At 63.5% G+C, this 18,498-nt stretch carries 18 protein-coding genes and 2 tRNA genes; 9 read left to right on the top strand and 11 right to left on the bottom strand.

The window, feature by feature from the left end; translation table 11 throughout:
* Positions 1 to 4: 4 nt before the first annotated feature.
* On the top strand, positions 5 to 1,441 hold the full coding sequence (locus AC5STI_RS13320) for a nodulation protein NodH (protein WP_495447008.1): 1,437 nt from the start codon (positions 5 to 7) through the stop codon (positions 1,439 to 1,441).
* A gap of 351 nt (positions 1,442 to 1,792) precedes the next feature.
* Here the strand turns inward: AC5STI_RS13320 and AC5STI_RS13315 are convergent, their stop codons facing one another.
* The 8 genes from AC5STI_RS13315 to AC5STI_RS13280 all read right to left on the bottom strand — a co-directional run bounded on the left by AC5STI_RS13315 (position 1,793) and on the right by AC5STI_RS13280 (position 6,861).
* Positions 1,793 to 2,257 (bottom strand): PTS sugar transporter subunit IIA, encoded by a 465-nt coding sequence (locus AC5STI_RS13315; protein WP_475048378.1) that lies wholly within the window; start codon positions 2,255 to 2,257, stop codon positions 1,793 to 1,795.
* 52 nt (positions 2,258 to 2,309) lie between these two features.
* Positions 2,310 to 2,867: a ribosome hibernation-promoting factor, HPF/YfiA family gene (gene hpf / locus AC5STI_RS13310; RefSeq protein ID WP_475048377.1), complete on the bottom strand. Its 558-nt coding sequence runs from the start codon at positions 2,865 to 2,867 to the stop codon at positions 2,310 to 2,312.
* 272 nt (positions 2,868 to 3,139) lie between these two features.
* Positions 3,140 to 3,898 carry an LPS export ABC transporter ATP-binding protein gene (gene lptB, locus AC5STI_RS13305; RefSeq protein WP_259967740.1) on the bottom strand — a complete coding sequence of 253 codons (759 nt, stop codon included), beginning with the start codon at positions 3,896 to 3,898 and terminating at the stop codon, positions 3,140 to 3,142.
* Positions 3,898 to 4,410, bottom strand: a complete 513-nt coding sequence (gene lptA / locus AC5STI_RS13300; protein WP_475048374.1) for a lipopolysaccharide transport periplasmic protein LptA — start codon at positions 4,408 to 4,410, stop codon at positions 3,898 to 3,900. The genes lptB and lptA overlap by 1 nt, the downstream gene beginning before the upstream one ends.
* 3 nt (positions 4,411 to 4,413) lie before the next feature.
* Entirely contained in the window at positions 4,414 to 5,013 is a 600-nt protein-coding gene (gene lptC, locus AC5STI_RS13295) for an LPS export ABC transporter periplasmic protein LptC (protein WP_495447007.1), read from the bottom strand.
* 22 nt (positions 5,014 to 5,035) lie between these two features.
* Positions 5,036 to 6,004, bottom strand: coding sequence for a KpsF/GutQ family sugar-phosphate isomerase (locus AC5STI_RS13290; RefSeq protein ID WP_495447006.1), 969 nt, complete (start codon positions 6,002 to 6,004; stop codon positions 5,036 to 5,038).
* Positions 6,001 to 6,615, bottom strand: a complete 615-nt coding sequence (locus AC5STI_RS13285; protein ID WP_495447005.1) for a ribonuclease D — start codon at positions 6,613 to 6,615, stop codon at positions 6,001 to 6,003. Before AC5STI_RS13285 ends, AC5STI_RS13290 begins: the two co-directional genes overlap by 4 nt.
* 159 nt (positions 6,616 to 6,774) lie before the next feature.
* Positions 6,775 to 6,861, bottom strand: a tRNA-Leu gene (locus AC5STI_RS13280).
* Positions 6,862 to 7,037: 176 nt separating this feature from the next.
* Between AC5STI_RS13280 and AC5STI_RS13275 the strand changes: the two genes are divergently transcribed.
* The 5 genes from AC5STI_RS13275 to AC5STI_RS13255 all read left to right on the top strand — a co-directional run bounded on the left by AC5STI_RS13275 (position 7,038) and on the right by AC5STI_RS13255 (position 12,833).
* A tRNA-Thr gene (locus tag AC5STI_RS13275) sits at positions 7,038 to 7,113 on the top strand.
* Between the two features lie 288 nt (positions 7,114 to 7,401).
* Entirely contained in the window at positions 7,402 to 8,433 is a 1,032-nt protein-coding gene (locus AC5STI_RS13270; RefSeq protein ID WP_495447004.1) for an NAD-dependent epimerase/dehydratase family protein, read from the top strand.
* A gap of 278 nt (positions 8,434 to 8,711) precedes the next feature.
* Positions 8,712 to 9,224 carry a hypothetical protein gene (locus AC5STI_RS13265; RefSeq protein WP_495447003.1) on the top strand — a complete coding sequence of 171 codons (513 nt, stop codon included), beginning with the start codon at positions 8,712 to 8,714 and terminating at the stop codon, positions 9,222 to 9,224.
* A 388-nt stretch (positions 9,225 to 9,612) separates the two neighbouring features.
* Positions 9,613 to 11,802 (top strand): dehydrogenase E1 component subunit alpha/beta, encoded by a 2,190-nt coding sequence (locus AC5STI_RS13260; RefSeq protein WP_495447002.1) that lies wholly within the window; start codon positions 9,613 to 9,615, stop codon positions 11,800 to 11,802.
* Positions 11,799 to 12,833, top strand: a complete 1,035-nt coding sequence (locus tag AC5STI_RS13255) for an ACP S-malonyltransferase (RefSeq protein WP_495447001.1) — start codon at positions 11,799 to 11,801, stop codon at positions 12,831 to 12,833. Before AC5STI_RS13260 ends, AC5STI_RS13255 begins: the two co-directional genes overlap by 4 nt.
* Positions 12,834 to 13,076: 243 nt before the next feature.
* Here the strand turns inward: AC5STI_RS13255 and AC5STI_RS13250 are convergent, their stop codons facing one another.
* From AC5STI_RS13250 to AC5STI_RS13240, 3 genes are all read right to left on the bottom strand, one after another.
* Positions 13,077 to 14,651 (bottom strand): DUF427 domain-containing protein, encoded by a 1,575-nt coding sequence (locus AC5STI_RS13250; protein ID WP_495447000.1) that lies wholly within the window; start codon positions 14,649 to 14,651, stop codon positions 13,077 to 13,079.
* A gap of 130 nt (positions 14,652 to 14,781) precedes the next feature.
* Positions 14,782 to 15,483: a winged helix-turn-helix domain-containing protein gene (locus AC5STI_RS13245; RefSeq protein WP_495446999.1), complete on the bottom strand. Its 702-nt coding sequence runs from the start codon at positions 15,481 to 15,483 to the stop codon at positions 14,782 to 14,784.
* The gene (locus AC5STI_RS13240) at positions 15,455 to 15,748 is read right to left on the bottom strand and encodes a hypothetical protein (protein WP_495446998.1); all 294 of its coding nucleotides are present in this window, start codon (positions 15,746 to 15,748) and stop codon (positions 15,455 to 15,457) included. Before AC5STI_RS13240 ends, AC5STI_RS13245 begins: the two co-directional genes overlap by 29 nt.
* Positions 15,749 to 15,918: 170 nt before the next feature.
* Here AC5STI_RS13240 and AC5STI_RS13235 point away from each other — a divergent pair, with 170 nt between their 5' ends.
* The 3 genes from AC5STI_RS13235 (at position 15,919) to AC5STI_RS13225 (ending at position 18,365) form a co-directional block, all read left to right on the top strand.
* Positions 15,919 to 16,437, top strand: coding sequence for a hypothetical protein (locus tag AC5STI_RS13235; protein ID WP_490397783.1), 519 nt, complete (start codon positions 15,919 to 15,921; stop codon positions 16,435 to 16,437).
* A 99-nt stretch (positions 16,438 to 16,536) separates the two neighbouring features.
* Entirely contained in the window at positions 16,537 to 17,154 is a 618-nt protein-coding gene (rnhB, locus tag AC5STI_RS13230) for a ribonuclease HII (RefSeq protein WP_490397782.1), read from the top strand.
* A gap of 107 nt (positions 17,155 to 17,261) precedes the next feature.
* Positions 17,262 to 18,365 (top strand): site-specific DNA-methyltransferase, encoded by a 1,104-nt coding sequence (locus AC5STI_RS13225; RefSeq protein ID WP_027236023.1) that lies wholly within the window; start codon positions 17,262 to 17,264, stop codon positions 18,363 to 18,365.
* The last annotated feature ends 133 nt before the right edge of the window (positions 18,366 to 18,498 follow it).

The following is an 18,498-nucleotide window of genomic DNA, read 5'->3' as shown; positions in this document are numbered from 1 at the left end:
CCCGATGTCTTCTCCTTCCTTTGATTACTTTGTTGTCTTTGCCGAAATGCGGACCGGGTCCAATTTCCTGGAGACCAATCTGAATGCCTTTGACGGGCTCACCTGCCATGGCGAGGCCTTCAACCCGCATTTCATCGGCTACCCGAATTCAGGGGAAATCCTTGGCGTGACTCAGGCCATGCGCGAGGCGGATCCGGCGCGGCTGATCGAGGAGATCAAGGCGCAGAGCGGAGTGCTGGGGGGCTTTCGCTATTTCCATGACCATGACCCGCGGGTGCTGGATCTGATGCTGGAGGATCCGCGCTGCGCCAAGATCATCCTCACGCGCAACCCGCTGGACAGTTATGTCTCATGGAAGATCGCCCAAGAGACAGGGCAGTGGAAGCTGACCAATGTGAAACGCCGCAAGGAGGCCAAGGCCCGGTTTGATGCGGCGGAATTTGCCGCCCATGTGGAGGTGCTGCAGGAATTTCAGGTGACGCTGCTGAACCGGCTGCAGGCGCTGGGGCAGACGGCGTTTTATGTGGCCTATGAAGATTTACAGAACGTCGTGGTGATGAACGGTCTGGCCCGCTGGCTGGGCGTGGCAGAGCAGCTGGAGGCGCTGGATGATAGCCTGAAACGGCAGAACCCGGCGCCGGTGGTGGCCAAAGTGGCCAACCCGGATGAGATGCAGGAGGCGCTGTCGGGGCTGGACCGGTTCAACCTGACCCGCACGCCGAACTTCGAGCCGCGCCGCGGTCCGGCGGTGCCCGGTTATGTAGCGGGTGTGGTGACGCCGCTTCTGTACCTGCCTCTGAAGGGCGGGCCGGAGGCGGAGGTCGTGCAGTGGATGGCGGGGCTGGACCGGGTCGAGCCGGACGGGCTGATCCGGGGCATGAACCAGAAGCAGCTGCGCCAGTGGAAGCGCGGCAATAAGGGGTTCCGCAGCTTTACCGTGCTGCGGCATCCGGCGGCGCGGGCGCATGCGGTGTTCTGCCGCCGGATCCTGAATGCGGGCGAGGGCAGCTTCCGGCAGATCCGCAACACGCTGCGGCGGCAGTTCGGGCTGGCGGTGCCGGAGGAAGGGCCGGGCGGCGGATACACCCGGGCGCAGCACCGGGAGGCGTTTGCGGCCTTCCTGGAATTCGTGCGGGCCAGCCTGGCAGGCCAGACCTCGATCCGGCTGGACGCGGAATGGGCCAGCCAGAGCCAGGCGCTGGAGGGCTTTGCCGGGGTCGGGGTGCCGGACCTGCTGATCCGTGAGACGGAAATGGCGGAGGACCTGCCGGCCCTGGCGCGGAAACTGGGGCGGATGGAGCCTGGGCCTGTTCCGGTTGCGGCGCCGGAGCAGCCGTTTGCCCTGGGCGATATCTATGATGCAGAAATGGAGGCGCTGATCGCTTCGGTCTACCAGCGCGACTATCTGGCGTTCGGCTTCGGCCCCTGGCGCGCAGACTGATCCGGCAAGCCCGAGGCAGGCGGGGACTCTCCCGCGCCCGCAGGATTATGGCTGCGCCAAACATCCTTGGCGGCCTTGGGCCCGGCGCCGCACAGAGTGCGGCGCGGCGGCTGGCGCAGGGCTGGGTGCTGACACTCAGAGCGGGTCAAAGGTCGCTGCCGCATGGGGCTGGGCCGCAGGCCCTGGCCCATGCGCGGCCCAACGGGAAGAGTGCCGCCGGAGGGCGGGTGATGACGGGCGGGAGCGTTTGTGGCCTCTGCACAACGTCAGTCAACGGCCGCGCCGCCGGGGCTGCTGCGTGCTGCCCTGCGGGTCAGCGGTTGAGCGAGACCAATAAGAACGGTGCGCGGATCAGGCGGCCTGGACCGACTGGTCCTCGGTCAGGATGGTGTAGAGGGTGGCCGGGTCATGGTTGGCGCGCAGCTTGGTGCAGAAGCTTTGCTCCCGCAGGGTGCGCGACACCAGCGCCAGCGCCTTCAGATGCTCGACACCGGCATCCTCAGGCGCAAACAGCGCAAAGGCGATATCCACCGGCTGGCGGTCAACGGCGCCGAAATCCAGCGGTTTCTCGAGGATCAGGAAAACGCCGCAGACCTCGCTGATGCTGTCGAGACGGGCGTGCGGCAGGGCGACGCCGTGTCCGACCCCGGTGGGGCCGAGGCTCTCGCGGTCCAGCAAGGCCTCGACAGTGGGCTGGGCGTCCAGCCCATAGGCCGTCTGAGCAATATCTGCGACTTCCTGAAACAACCGCTTCTTGCTTGAGGCCGCTCCGATAACCCGGACGGCCTCTGGCTTGAGGATGCTGGAAATCTGCATGTGTCTGCTCCGTTCCGGCGCCCCGGCGGGGGCGCCGATGCCTTAGATGTGTTTACGGATCGATCCAGCCGATGTTGCCGTCTTCGCGGCGGTAGACCACATTCAATCCGTCCTTGCCTTCATTGCGGAAGACCAGAACCGGGGCGCCTGCAAGTTCCATCTGCATCACCGCTTCCCCCACCGACAGCGACGGAATGCGGGTTTCCATTTCGGCGACGATGATCGGTTGCAGCGAGTCCGGTTCGGTTTCCGCTTCTTCAGACGCGAGGATATACGAGTTAGCGCCCAAATGTTCAACAGGCTCGCTGCGGTCCTTGTGGTGATCCTTCAGACGGCGTTTATAGCGGCGCAGCTGCTTTTCCATCTTTTCGCAGCAGGCCTCGAAGGCGGCGTAGATCTCCGTTGCATGCGCCTTGGCCTGAGCGCTTAGTCCGGTCGACAGATGGACGGTGGCTTCACACACATATTCATGCGCCGAACGGGAAAAGACCACAGCCGCGTCGGTCGGGCGTTCGGCATACTTTTGCACGGCCGAACCCAGCTCGTTCTGCACGTGGGTCTGCAGAGCTTCACCGATGTCGATCTGTTTACCGCTGATTTTATAACGCATGTGATCTCCTTCACAAATTATTGCGGCCGGGCCCGCCGCCAAGGCAATAGCTTGGCGGTGTCACGTCAGGTCCGGAACCGGGGGGCAGGCCAGCCGTCCGGGTGCATCCATCCGGGCCCTGTTGCCAAGGCTGGTAAGCGGATTGCATCGGACTGCGCGTATGCCATGGGTCAATTCGACGGCAAGACAGCGGGAGAGTCAATGGATATCGCCGAAAAAAGAAGCCTGTCTTTCAAGCAGTTTTTCCGGGTGTCCGCTGCCCGCGCCGCGGCTCAGGAGATGCGGAAATTGTCGCCAAGATAGACCCGGCGGACGTTCTCGTTTTCGACCACTTCCTCGGGGCTGCCGGACATCAGAACCTGGCCGTCGTGCAGGATATAGGCGCGGTCGACGATCTCCAGCGTTTCGCGGACGTTGTGATCGGTGATCAGCACGCCGATGCCGCGTTTCTTGAGGTCGGCCACCAGATGGCGGATGTCGCCGACCGAGATCGGATCGACGCCGGCAAAGGGTTCGTCGAGCAGCAGATACTTGGGATCGGCTGCCAGGCAGCGGGCGATTTCAACCCGGCGGCGCTCACCCCCGGACAGCGCCAGTGCGGGCGCGCGGCGCAGGTGTTCGATCGAGAAATCCGACAAGAGTTCTTCCAGACGCTCGCGGCGCTTGTGCTCGTGCTTTTGCGAGATATCCAGAACGGCGGAGATGTTGTCCTCCACCGACAGGCCGCGGAAGATCGACATTTCCTGCGGCAGGTAACCGATGCCGAGCCTCGCGCGGCGGTACATCGGCAGGCCGGTCACGTTCTGGCCGTCGATGCTGACGGTGCCCGCTTCGGGGAACACCAGGCCCGCGATGGCGTAGAAACTGGTGGTCTTGCCGGAGCCGTTGGGACCCAGCAGCGCCACCACCTCGCCGCGATTCAGCGACATCGAGACATCCCGGATCACCACCCGCTTGCGGTAGGATTTGCGCAGCTTTTCGATACGCAGCCCGGAGGACCCTTCGGTTACGGTCAGGTTGGGTTTTGCCATCAGTTGCTGCCGCCGTTCGGGTTCAGGATGGTCTTCACCCGGCCCGCCATCTGCGCGGTGCCCGAGGTCAGGTTTACCTCCAGACGGTTCGACGCCAGGGTGCCGCTTTCCTGGTTGAGCAGCACATTGCCGGTCATCACGATAGTGCCCTTGTCGATGGTATATTCGGCGCGCTCTGCCTCGGCGGCGTCGGGGCCGCTGACCAGCACGACGTTGCCAGTTGCCTCAAGCCGTTCGATCCCGGCCTTGGCGCCGCTGTCGTCCGCGGTCTTGTAGATCACCAGGACGTTGTCGGCGGACAGCCGCATGATACCCTGCACAATCAGAACATTGCCGGTGAATTCGGCAGATCCGTCAGCCTGGTTGACCGCCAGGTTGTCGGCAGTGACTTCGACGGGCTGGCTGGGGTCGGCCTTGACGGCGCCAAAAGCGACGGAGGCCGTTTGCGCTGCCGCGAGGCCGGGAAGAACCGCCAGCGGCAGGCAGAAAATCAAGGCGCGCAAATAGGACACAGGTTATCTTTCCGGTTGCTGGGGATCATATAGCAGCTTCACCCCGTTTTTGAACAGCATATGGACAGGGCCGCCTTCGGTTTTGACGCCGATGTGCATATTTCCCGCAGTCAGCTCGCCAATGGCGCCGGTGGCGCGGACCGGGCCGGGGCTGTCGGCTTCCAGGCCGCTCAGGGCGGTGTTCAGCTCCTCGGTTTCGACAATCAGCCCGTCGGCGGAGGTGATTGTCACCTTGCCGGTAAACTTCGCCATGTCCCGGCCCGGGTGAATGGCGCCGGTTTCGGACGCCAGCGTGATCCTGCCGCCCTGGGCCAGCCGGATGTCGGCGGACAGATCGCTGGCGACCGCCGGGGTACCGTCGCCGCCGGGACGCGCCAGCGCGGCGGTGACCATGATCTCATCCCCGCCCGCAGTGGTGCCGGAGAAGAAGGGAGCGGTGACCTGCTGGCCTTTCATCCGGTCCTCGATCTCTTTTTGCGCAAAGGGGATCACCGCCTCGGTGTTTACTCCCCGCGAGATCAGGAACAGGGTGGACAACAGAACCAGGGCCGCCAGCGGCAGCAGCACCTTGAGATAGGCAACGGCTCTGGAATGGCTGTCCATTGTCAGCTCCCCCTGGCCCAAGTCAGCCCAGGCCTGCGCGCAGGCAGTCGTGGATATGCAACAGGCCCTCAGCCTTTTGGCCATTGTCCGGATCGACGACAAACAGGCAGGTGATCTTGCGCTGGTTCATTACCGCGACCGCCTCCTGCGCCATGGCGCCGGGGGCGATGGTGGCGGGGCCGGTTGTCATTACCTCCGCCGCTGTCTTGTTCAGCAGACCGTCCATGTGGCGGCGCAGGTCGCCGTCGGTGATGATGCCGGCCAGCGAACCGTCGGCAGCTGCCACGCCCGCGACGCCGAAGCCCTTCTGGCTGATCTCGATCAGCGCGTCGGCCATCGGGGTGTCCCCGCTGACCAGCGGCAGGGCGTCGCCTGCGTGCATCAGGTCGCGCACCTTGCTGAGCTGCGCGCCCAGCTTGCCGCCCGGGTGGAAGTCGCGGAAGTCTTCGGGGCGGAAATCGCGGTGCTTCATCAGCGCAATCGCCAGCGCATCGCCCATCGCCAGGGTGAGCGTGGTGGAGATCGAGGGCACCATGCCAAAGCCGCAGGCCTCGCCCAGCGAGGGGATCTGCAGGTGAACGTCGGCCTGTTTCATCAGGGTGCTGTCCATTTTGCTGGACAGCCCGATCAGCGGAATCGCAAAGCGGCGGGTGAAGGCCAGCAGGTTGGCCAGCTCCGGTGCCTCGCCCGAGTTGGAGATCGCCACCACAACGTCGCCTTCAGAGAGCATCCCCAGATCGCCGTGGCTGGCCTCAGCCGGGTGCACGAAATAGGCCGGTGTGCCGGTGGAGGCCAGGGTCGCGGCAATCTTGTGGCCGATATGGCCGGACTTGCCGATGCCGCTGACGATTATGCGGCCCTTGGCTTGCAAAATCAGCTGCAGCGCTTCGGCAAAGCGCTCATCCAGGCTTTCGGCCAGGGTGTTCAGCGCCTTGGCTTCATCGGTGATCACCTGCCGCGCGGTGACGAGGAATTTTTCTGCGTCGGTCATGAGTGGGCAAAGATGTCCGTTTCGGGCCAGCCAGCCAAGTCCAGCTTGGCGCGCGTGGGGAGGAAATCAAAGCAGGCCTGGGCCATCTCGGTGCGGCCCTCACGGGTCAGCCGCTTGTCCAGCGCCGCGCGCAGCTTGTGCAGGTGCAGGACGTCGGAGGCCGCGTAGTCCAGCTGCGCCTCGGTCAGCTCTTCGGCGCCCCAGTCGCTCATCTGCTGCTGCTTGGAGATATCGACGCCCAGCAGTTCCTGGGTCAGGTTCTTGAGGCCATGGCGGTCGGTGTAGGTGCGTACCAGGCGGCTGGCGATCTTGGTGCAATAAACCGGCGCGGCCAGGGAGCCAAAGGCGTGGTACATGGCGGCAATGTCGAAGCGGCCGAAATGGAACAGCTTCAGCACATTCGGGTCTTCCAGCATCCGGCACAGGTTGGGCGCTGCGGTCTGGCCTTTTTCCACCTGCACGATGTGCGCGTTGCCGTCGCCGCCCGACATCTGAATCACACAAAGCCGGTCGCGGTGCGGGTTCAGGCCCATGGTCTCGCAGTCGATGGCGACAACGGGACCGAGGTCCAGCCGGTCGGGCAGGTCGTTTTTGTACAGGTGGTTGGCCACTGGAATTCCCTTTTGATGATCATCGCGCCGGCAGGGGCTGGAGAGGAGATAGGCGCTTTGGCCTTCAAACTCAACTGCGCCGACCACGCTGGTTTGCGCGGGCACACGTTCGGATCCCCGGTCAGCCGGGCAGGATATTGAATTTACATGCAGGGGGAATGGTGCCCAGGAGAGGACTCGAACCTCCACGTCCATACGGACACTAGCACCTGAAGCTAGCGCGTCTACCAATTCCGCCACCTGGGCAGGTGTCGTGGGACCGGCGTATAAGATGGTTTTCAAGGGGCGTCAAACGGAAATAGCAGGCTGGAAGCAAGGTTTTCCGAGTTTTGCGGCCTGGCCCGAAAAGGTCTTATGCCGCCGCTGGCGGCGCGGCAATTTCGCTTGCCTACGGCACCACCCAGCATTATGAAACCAGCGGCGCCGGTGTAGCTCAGCTGGTAGAGCACGTCATTCGTAATGATGGGGTCGTAGGTTCGAGTCCTATCACCGGCACCAGATCTTCTCATAACTCTCTGTGGTTTCTGTCCCGTGCCCGTGTTCGGAAGCCTGGCTGGCAGGTGCCGAACGTTGCGCGGATCCTGCTGAGCCGGTTCCCGCTGGTGTCAGTGAAGCTGCCGATCCTTTGCGCCGAACCAATTGGCGTTACTGGAATAAACCGCCGGGGATGGTATGCCCCTGCCCGGTTTGCCATAATGCCCGGCGGGTGGTCCGGCGCCTGGAGAAACTACACCCCATGGCCGGGGTCCGGATCCCGGCGGTTCAGACAGGCCTCTGGAGCAGAAGATGACACAGCAAACCGTTCTCGTCACCGGTTCCTCCGGATTCATCGGCTACCACCTGTGCCGGCGACTGCTGGACGACGGCTTCAGTGTCGTGGGCATCGACAACCTGTCGGATTACTACAGCGTCGGGCTTAAGCGGGACCGGCAGGCAATGCTGGAACAGAACCCGGGTTTTTCCGTCGTCAACCGCAGTATCGAAGAGCCCGGAGTCATGATGGCGCTTTTCGCAGAGCACAGACCCGACTATGTCGTCCACTTGGCGGCGCAGGCCGGGGTGCGCTACTCCATCGAGAACCCCCGCTCCTACCTGGAAAGCAATATCACCGGCACCTTTGAGATCCTCGAAGCCGCCCGCGCCCATCCGCCCAGGCACATGCTTCTGGCCTCCACCTCCTCCGCATTCGGGGCCAATACCGAGATGCCCTATAAGGAGACCCAGAAGGCCGATCACCAGATGTCCTTCTATGCCGCCTCCAAAAAGGCGACCGAGAACATGGCGCATTCCTATGCGCATCTGTTCGATCTACCGGTCACCATGTTCCGCTTCTTTACCGTGTATGGCCCGTGGGGGCGGCCGGATATGGCGTTGTTCAAATTCACCAAGGCGATCCTCTCAGGGCAGCCGATCGACGTCTACAACTATGGCGGCATGCAGCGCGACTTCACCTATATCACCGATCTGGTGGAGGCCGTCCGGCTGCTGATGGACGCGGTGCCGGAACGCCCGGCGGATGGGGCTGTGCCGGAGGGCGACAGCCTGTCGCCGGTGGCGCCGCACCGGGTGATCAACATCGGCAATTCCGAGTCGGTGCAGCTGAACGACTTTATCGCGGCTGTTGAGGCTGCCACCGGCCGCACCGCTGACCGCAATCTGATGCCGATGCAGGCTGGCGATGTGCCGGCCACATGGGCCGATGCATCGCTGCTGCGGCGGCTGACGGGCTATGCGCCCAAGACCGGAGTGGCCGAGGGGGTGGCGCAGTTCGTGGAGTGGTACCGGGAGTATTATACAGCCTCCCCGTCTGGCCGCTGAGCGAAGCGGCGTTTTTCTGACTGCCGGGTTTCAGAACCGAAAGGGAAACCAGTGGCGATCGGGTGTCTGCCTGCGGCAGCTCTTTCCGGCAAAAAGTGTGATCTGGCCCCGGACGGCCGGGGCGCAGAAGATCGCGGCAATAACTCTTAAAATTTGCCTAACATGCGGGCTAAAGTGTTGATAATGTACTAATTTTTGCCACATCCGCACCCCGGCCAGCGCGCAGGGTTTTTCTATTCAGTCTCCAAAGCCCGTTTCATTGCATTGGAGATCTGACCATGCCGGCACTGAATTTCGCATCTTCTTCGGCTGCCCTGCTGGGCCGCGCCCGCTCCACCGTCCGCACAGCCGCCAAGGCCGCAGCCGCTGCCGGCCTGGCACTGGCGCTGCTGCAACCGCAGGCGGCTGCCGCTCAGCAGACCTATGTGGTGGGCAGCGACCGCGGCGGCTATCTGCATGACCGGCTGATCGAGCTGAACAACCTGCAAAAAAACGGTGTCCGGGTCGAGATCCGCGGCCGGGTCTGCTATTCCACCTGCACCATGTTCCTCGGATTGCCAGGGGCCTGTGTCGATCCCAGCACCACCTTCGGCTTCCACGGCCCCTCGCGCAACGGCCGCCGCCTGGCACAGAAGGATTTTGATTATTTCAGCCGGGTGATGGCCGATCACTATCCTAAGCCGCTGAAAGACTGGTTCATGGCGGAAGGCCGCAACCGGATCTCCGGCATCTACAAGATAAAGGGCAGCGAAATCATCCGTATGGGAGTGAAGTCCTGCCGCAGCGCCTGATCCGGCCTGTGTGCCTCAAATGGGGCAAGTGGTTCTCACGAGCCTGACGGAAAAGGCCCCGGCGCAGTCGCGCCGGGGCTTACGGCGCCCGACAGGCCAGGGGCAGCGCTGTTCGGCGCGTTGTGACCCTTGTTGAGGCACGGGAAGGGCGCTGCCGTCTCGAACCTGCCGGCTGCGATTTCTTTGACGCTGCATACCGGAAGCGTGGCTGGAGGCCGGATAACTCAAACTGCGGCCGAGGGCGGATTGGGCGACCTATCATGTGATAGATCGGACTGAATTGGCAGGCTATCATTCCATTTCGGAATGGCAGCAGTACGCAATCTCATTGGCGTTGTACCGGGGTTTCGCGGATAACTGCCCGCAGCAAGTGTTCCAAGGAGGCCGCATGGACCGCGCCCAGATCGTGCATCAGAATTTCCTCGAACGGGTTCAGGCCGGGACCCTGCCTGCAGGCGCTGCGCCGGCAGGGCCGCTGACCGCGGCGAAGGCCGTTGGCACCTTCCGGGCGCAGGTGCTGAGCCGGGCGCTGGATCTGACCAGCCGGGCTATGCAGAAGGCGGGGGAGGGGTTTTATACCATCGGCTCTTCCGGGCATGAGGGGATGGCGGCGGTTGCGCAGGCGCTGCGTCCGGCCGATATGGCGTTTCTCCATTACCGCGATGCCGCTTTTCAGATTGCCCGTGCAGATCAGGTGCCGGGGCAGCGGATCGCCTGGGACATGCTGCTGTCCTTTGCCTGCTCCAGCGAGGACCCGACCTCTGGCGGGCGGCACAAGGTCTTGGGATCCAAGGCGCTGATGATCCCGCCGCAAACCTCGACCATTGCCTCGCATCTGCCCAAGGCGGTGGGGGCGGCCTATTCCATCGGCGCGGCCAAGCGGCACCAGCCGGAGCATCAGCTGCTGCCTGAGGACGCGATTGTCATGTGTTCCTTCGGGGATGCCTCGGCCAACCACTCGACCGCGCAGGGGGCGATCAACACGGCAGGCTGGACCTCGGTGCAGTCGACGCCGCTGCCGCTGCTGTTCGTCTGCGAGGATAACGGCATCGGCATTTCGACCAAGACGCCGAAGGGTTGGATCGAGGCGTCGATGGCGCACCGTCCCGGCATCAAGTACTTCAAGGCCGACGGGCTGGATATCTACAACGCCTTCGCGGTGGCGCAGGAGGCGGCGGAGTATGTGCGGACGCGTAAAAAGCCCGCCTTCCTGCATTTGCGCAGCGTGCGCCTCTATGGCCATGCCGGGGCGGATGTGCCGACCACCTACATGGCAAAGGCCGAGGTGGAGGCGGATGAAGCCAACGATCCGCTTCTGCATTCGGTGCGGCTGCTGGATGAGGCCGGGGCATTGAAGCCGGCCGAGGCGCTGAAGATCTACACGGACACCTGCGCGCGAGTGGAGCGGATCCGGGCGGAAGCGGTGACGCGGCCGCATTTGAAAACCGCAGAGGATGTCGCGGCCAGCCTGATCCCGCCGCAGCGGCAGTGTGCGCCGACCAATGGCCCGAGTGCCGAGGCGCGCGCCGCAGCCTTTGGCAGCGACATGCGCGCGATGGAGGAGCCGCAGCCGATGTCGCGGCTGATCAACTGGGCGCTGACCGATCTGATGCTGGAGCACGGCGAGATCGTCATGATGGGCGAGGATGTGGGCCGCAAGGGCGGGGTCTATGGCGTCAGCCAGAAGCTGCAGCAGCGGTTCGGGCCGGACCGGGTGATTGATACTTTGCTGGATGAGCAGTCGATCCTGGGGCTGGCGATTGGCATGGGGCACAACGGGTTCCTGCCCATTCCTGAGATCCAGTTCCTCGCCTATCTGCACAACGCCGAGGACCAGCTGCGCGGCGAAGCGGCGACATTGCCATTTTTCTCGAACGGGCAATTTTCGAACCCGATGGTGCTGCGGATTGCCGGGCTGGGCTATCAGAAGGGCTTTGGCGGGCATTTCCACAACGACAACTCGCTGGCGGTGCTGCGCGATATTCCGGGGCTGGTGATTGCCTGCCCGTCAGACGGGGCGGAGGCTGCGATGATGATGCGCGAGGCGGTGCGGCTGGCGCGCGAGGAGCAGCGGGTGGTGGTCTTTGTCGAGCCCATCGCGCTTTACCCGATGCGGGACCTGCATGAGGCCAAGGACGGCGGCTGGATGCGGACCTACCCGTCTCCGGACCGCCGCATTGGTTTGGGCGAGGTTGGTGTGCATGGGGATGGCAGCGATCTGGCGATCGTGACCTATGGCAATGGGCGCTACCTAGCGTCTCAGGCGCAGGGGGAACTGGTGGCGCAAGGGGTGAATGCCCGGATTGTGGACCTGCGCTGGCTGGCGCCCTTGCCGGAGGCGGCGCTTCTGGAAGCCGTCGAGGGCTGCAAGAACGTGCTGATCGTCGACGAATGCCGTGTCACCGGCAGCCAGTCCGAGGCGCTGATGGCGCTGTTTGCGGAGCAAAGCGAAATCCCTGCGGCGCGGATCGCGGCTAGCGATTGCTTTATCGCAACCGGGCCTGCCTATGGCGCTACGCTGCCGTCGAAGGACAGCATCATTGAGGCTGCATTGAAGCTGGCAGGAGGCAAAAAATGACCCGCACCGCTGTTCTGATCTGCCCGGGACGGGGCACCTACAACAAGGCGGAGTTGGGGTATCTTCACCGCCACCACGCAGACAAGGCGGCGCTGTTTGCGGGCTTTGACGCGCAGAGGCGCGAGGCCGGGCAGGAAGAAGTCACGGCTCTGGACGGGGCAACGCGGTTCTCCGTATCGAAATATTCGCGCGGGGATATCGCCTCGCCGCTGATCTACGCGTCCGCTCTGGCGGATGCGCAGTCCCTGGCGGAGGATATCGAGGTGGTTGCGGTCACCGGCAACTCAATGGGCTGGTACATCGCGCTGGCGGCGGCCGGGGCGCTGACTGCGGCGGACGGGTTCAAGGTGGTGAACACCATGGGCACGCTGATGCAGGAGCAGCTGATCGGCGGCCAGCTGGTCTATCCCTTTGCCGGGCCGGATTGGCAGAATGATCCCGCGCGCAAGGCGGAGCTGCTGACGCTGGCGGCAGAGATCAATGCGCGCGAGGGGCATGATCTGGCGCTCTCGATCGATCTGGGCGGGCTGCTGGTGCTGGCCGGGAACGAGGCCGGGCTGACGGCGTTTGAAGCGGCAGTGCCGGTGATGGAAGAGCGTTTTCCGATGCGGCTGGCCAACCACGCAGCGTTCCATACCGCGCTGCAGGCGCCGGTGGCGGCAGAGGGCCGCAGGCGGCTGGGGGCGGAGATGTTCACCCAGCCGGAGGTGCCGCTGATCGACGGGCGCGGGCAGATCTGGTGGCCGGGTGCGACGGACACACGGGCCCTTTGGGACTACACCTTGGGGCATCAGGTGGTGGAGCCTTATGACTTCACCCGCGCGGTGAAGAATGCGGCCTGCGAGTTTGCGCCCGACCTGTTCATCGTGACCGGCCCCGGCACCACGCTGGGCGGCGCGGTGGCGCAATCTCTGGTGCAATGCGGCTGGCAGGGGATGACTGGCAAGGAGGCCTTCAAGACACGCCAGTCGAAGGATTCGCTGCTGGTCTCCATGGGGGATCAGGCGCAGCGCGGGGTTGCAACCGGCTGAGTGAAGGGTGGCGGAAAGCTCCCGCGCCTGTTGCCTGCATCGAAGATGCCGGCAAAGCAGCCTTGGGCGTGGCCCTGCCCTTCGGGCAGGGCGGAAGGGGTTTTGCTGAGAAGGCCTTCAGGGGCGGGTTTGCCCGGAAAGCCCTTATCCAGTGTGTATTTTCAGCCCCGCCTCAAGGGTAAACCGCGCCAAAACGCGGCGGCTGCGCCGCCCTTGACCCTGGGTTGAACAGGCGGATGGGGGTTATTCGGCCGCGGCCTGTGGTTCGGTTCTCGCTGGGATTGCATAGCAGGTCACCGGCTGGGAGACATTGTGCAGGCTGACCGCGCCCAGCGGGATGCCCTGTGCTGCGTCGCTCAGAATGTCGCAGCTGGCGACGACCGGATAATCGACCGTCTTGCCATAATCGCCCAGCCGGGCGGCGATATTGGCGGCCTGGCCGATCACCGTGAAGTCCAGCCGCTCCCGCGAGCCGACGTTGCCATAGGTCACCCGGCCATAGGCAATGCCGATGGCGGCCTCGCAGCGGTGGCCGTCCTCTTCGCCCGCGATTTCTTCCAGCCGGGCGACGATGGCGCGGGCGCTGTCCAGCGCCTGGGTGCGGGCCTTTTCCGGGTCGCTGCCGGCCGGGAACACCGCCAGCACAGCGTCGCCGATGAACTTCAGCACCTCGCCGCCGTGATCATGCACGATGGTCGAGGCGGTCTCGAAGAACTGGTTCAGAAGCGCGATATAGTCCTGACGGCCCAGCTGCTCCTCCAGCCGGGTAGAGCCGCGCAGGTCGCAGAACATGATGGCGGCGTCGATCTCGTCGCCGTCGCCGCGTCGGATCTCGCCGCCCAGCACCCGGGCGCCGGTGCGCTTGCCGACATAGGTTTCCAGAAGCGACTGGGCGTTTTCACGCTGCATGAAGATTTCATAGTAGCGCGCGACCACATCCGAGCATTCGAAGATCAGCCCGAGGTTGGAGGTGGAGAAGCCGTCAGGATGGTCGCTGGTCAGGGTCAGAACATTGATCCGCCCGTCGGAAAACCGCAGCGGCATGGCGACATAATCGGTGGCCCCCTCCTTGCGCAGGTCTTCGAGGATCGGGAAGGCGTCGTCGGAGCAGCAGCTGCCGAGCCGGTGGCGCACGCCGCCCAGGCCGTTGGAGACATGCCGCAGCGGGCTGTTCTGGTAGGCCGGGTGGTCATGGATCTCGTAAGATGGCGCGTAGGTGGTGACCTCGCCGGTCTTCTTTTGCCAGATAAAGTTCTTGCCCGCGATCAGCGGGTGCAGCGACCAGGCCATGACCGAGAGGCGGGAGAGATAGATGCCCTGCTCGACGAATTTTTCCGCCAGGGCGGCGGTCAGCTCTTCCGGGGTTGGCACCAAGGCCGCATCGCGCAGCAGCCAGTCGATCACCGGGCCGGAGATATTGCCGTAGTCCGGCATCTCCACCTTGTTCCGGCCCAGGTCGAATTCAGCCTCTGCACCGGGCATGAAACCGATATGGCCGGAAATCGCCGCGGCCTCGGGCATCGCGTCCTCATAGGCCCAGACACCGTTTTGCACGCTGTTGCCGGGCAGCAGGATGTCGCGGTAGCTGGCGGTGCCCTTGAACGGGCAAAACGTTTGCAGGTCGGTATGGGGGGAGAGCGGGGCGGTGACGTCTTCTGCCGGGAAGTAGATCGCCGGTGGAAGGCGGGTTTCATACATCACCTTGGCGCGGGTGCTTTGCGCCAGGATGATGCCGTTGCGCCGGGCAGTGACCTGGCCGTGCAGCGGCTCGACGACAATGCCGTAGCCCCGGTTACGGGTCTGCACCTGTGCATCCATCCCTGAGGTCCTTGTCCTTGCGGCGGCATCCAAGACCGGCCGGCGTCGGCCGGTTCTGCTCTATCTGGGGTCTGCCGGCAGGAATTCCAGAGCCGAACACATGATATTGAGTGAGCCGGAGCAAGCCAGGTCAGACCATCCGGATCACATCCTTGCTGATGGCCAGCACGTAGCCGCGCTTGGCGATGTTCTTGACCAGCAGCTCACTGACCATCTGATTGCCCAGCGTGTCACGCAGCCGCTTGATACGGGTGGCGCCGGCGGCTTCCTCGCAATCGGCCGAGGTGCGGCCTGAGATGACGGCTTCGATCTCGGCGCCCGACAGCACATCGTCATCCAGCCGGGCCTCGGCCAGGACCGACAGGGTTTCCATCGCGGCGGGCGTCAGCTTGAACCCCATGTTGTTGAGGTAGACGGTGTTTTCATCGCGGCTGATCAGCAGTTCAGTCACCTGAATGCCCGCACGCTCAATTTGCGCCATGCGGCGGTTGAGCATCACCAGCATTCCCAGCACCGCAAGCGCCGCGACCATCATCGCAGTGGCGAAGACCAGCAGCACGAAGATCACCATCCGGTAGCTGGTCAGCGTGTCCGCAAAGGCGGTGCCGGACTGGGCCAGGATTTCCAGCAGCTTGATTTCAGCCTGGGCGGTCAGGTCGTTTTCGACAAACAGCCGCTCGACCCGCGCGTTGAACGCGTTGGCATCCGGTAGGGTCAGCAACAGCACCGTGCCGGCCACCGCCAGAATCGCAACAATGGCGGCGATGCCAAAGCCGATGACTTTGCTGCCGGCGGAACGGGCCTCAGAAACGGAGATAGTAGGATCCGGCATTGGCGCTCCTTTGTTGCAGGCCTTCGGGGCCGAAGACGGACAGGACATTCAGGAGCTTCCATCCATCGGACGCGATGCGCGCCTGGATCTCGCTTTTGGCGGCCTTCTTCTGACAGGGGCCGGAGAGCTGGATCACGCCATAATGCAGGCGCAAGGGGTTGTCCTGCTTGGCCTTGTAGTCGGCATAGCATTCGGCGGCATGCGCCGGAGGGGAGAGCGCCAGTAGGGCGGCCGCAAGGGCGGCTATCAGGAGGGGCTGTTTCATGAGGGCATCCTGCGGTTCTGCGATGTGAAATTCAATAACCGCAGGGGGTTGAACACGGTGTTATCCGATATCAAGGGGCCGATATTGCCTGTCCGGACAGGGCGAGAGCAGGCTGGGGGCATCAAGGCGCATTGGCTGCGCGACAATCTATTTTTGAGAAAGGTCCTGATATGACCCGGACACCCCGCCCGCAACCGCACCGCAAATTCATTGCTTTGATCGTAGCTGTATCCATCGCCATAACCGGTTTCTCGGCAGCGCCTGCCCGTGCCGATGAGGATGTTGCCAAAATTCTTGGCGGACTGGCACTGCTGGGAATCCTTGGTGCTGCGATCAAGCATTCCCGGGACAAAGATGACCATACGGTGACGCATAATTATGCGCCGCCGCCCCACAACCATTCCCATGGCGGCCACAAGCACCGGGGATACGGCCGTGATGACAGGCATGTGAAACCACTGCCGCCGCGGGTGCGCCGCTATGACCTGCCGTCCCAGTGCCTGAAGTATTTCCCGCGCTACAGCCGCAACCACCCGCTGGTTGGGAAGGGCTGTCTTGAGCGCAGCTATGGCTACACCAAGGCGCTGCCGCAGTCCTGCCGGGTGACGTTCTGGAACGGCAAGCGCCATCGCACCGGCTACAAGCCGGGCTGCCTGAACAGCCACGGCTACCGGCTGGTGCGGCGCTGAGCCTGAATACAGATTCGAGCAGCAAACTGGGGGGCTTCGGCCCCCCCCTTTTTTGCTGCCGCCCTTGCATAACCGGCAGGCATTGGCTTTGACGGGGGGATGACACAGCCTGATTACAGCCTTGAAGCCGCCGCCCTTGCGCAAGGGCATGTGAGGATAGCCGGAGTGGATGAGGTGGGCCGCGGGCCGCTGGCCGGGCCGGTGACGGCCGCAGCTGTGGTTCTGGATGCCGCCGCGATCCCCGAAGGTCTGAACGACTCCAAGAAACTGAGCCTGAAAAAGCGCGAGGCGCTGGAAGGTAAGATTTTGTCCTGCGCGCAGGCGGCCATAGCCCACGCAACGGTGGAAGAGATTGATTCCCTGAATATTTTGCGCGCCTCCCATCTGGCGATGGAACGCGCGGTGGCGGCGCTGGACCCGGCGCCGGATTACCTGCTGATTGATGGCAACCTGATCCCCAGGGGGCTGGCTCTGCCCAGCGAAGCGGTCGTCAAAGGCGACGCTAAATCCCTGTCGATTGCGGCGGCCTCAATCATCGCCAAACTGGCACGTGACAGGATCATGGTGGATTTGGCGCAACAGTTCCCCGGTTATGGCTGGGAGAAAAATGCAGGCTACCCCTCGAAACAGCACCGTGAGGCGCTAGTTCAGCTGGGTGTGACCCCACATCATCGGCGCTCGTTTAAGCCGGTACACAACATCTTGTATCAAGAGTGAACCGTAGCGCGTTGTTATAATAAACAAATTGACCTCGAATCCGCGATGACTCATCCTGTGGACAACCTAATGAGCGCAAAAATGCGCCGCGGTTATGAGGCAGAGCAATGAATAAAACCATGACAAAGGGCGCGGCAGCGCTCCCTTTAAACACGATTATTGGCGGGGACTGCGTCGAAGCGATGAACAGTCTGCCGGCCAATTCGGTCGATCTGATCTTTGCGGATCCGCCGTATAACCTGCAGCTGAAAGGCCAGCTGCACCGTCCCGACAATTCCAAAGTCGATGCCGTGGACGATCACTGGGACCAGTTCTCCAGCTTCCAGGCCTATGACCAGTTCACCCGCGAGTGGCTCAAGGCGGCGCGCCGGGTGCTGAAGCCGAACGGCTCGATCTGGGTGATTGGCTCCTATCACAATATCTTCCGTGTCGGCGCCGTACTGCAGGACGAAGGCTATTGGGTGCTGAACGACGTCATCTGGCGCAAGTCCAACCCGATGCCGAACTTCCGCGGCAAGCGGTTCACCAATGCGCATGAGACGATGATCTGGGCATCGAAGTCGGAAGGCGCGAAATACACCTTCAACTATGAGGCGCTGAAGGCGCTGAACGAAGGCATCCAGATGCGCAGCGACTGGGTGCTGCCGATCTGCACCGGCCATGAGCGGATCAAGGACGAAAACGGCGACAAGGCGCATCCGACCCAGAAGCCGGAATCGCTGCTGCACCGGATCCTGGTTGGCGCGACCAACCCGGGCGACGTGGTGCTGGACCCGTTCTTTGGCACCGGCACAACCGGCGCTGTGGCCAAGATGCTGGGCCGCGAATTCATCGGCATCGAGCGCGAGGAAGCCTACCGCAAGGTGGCGGAGAAGCGGATCAAGGCGGTGCGCAAGTTCGACCGCGAGGCGCTGGAGGTGTCCGCCAGCAAGCGCGCGGCGCCGCGGGTGCCGTTCGGCCAGCTGGTGGAACGCGGAATGCTGCGCCCGGGCGAGGAGCTTTACTCGATGAACCGCCGCCACAAGGCCAAAGTGCGGGCTGACGGCACCCTGATCGGCGACAACATCAAAGGTTCGATCCACCAGGTGGGCGCGCATCTGGAAAACGCGCCGTCCTGCAACGGCTGGACCTACTGGTGCTTCAAGCGCGATGGCAAGACGGTGCCGATCGACGTGCTGCGCCAACAGATCCGGGCCGAGATGCAGAACTGAGGCGCCAGGACTTTTCTGAACACAACAGTCTATTGCAGGTGCCTGCGCGTTTGCGCAGGCGCACACCTTGCCCCGCCTGTCCAAGGCGGGGTTTTTTGCGCTTATGCGGCCCGATGCGCTATTCCTTCTGCGG

The organism is Leisingera sp. CC-HEC096, from assembly GCF_059429235.1.
This window is presented reverse-complemented; position numbering and strand designations above follow the sequence as displayed.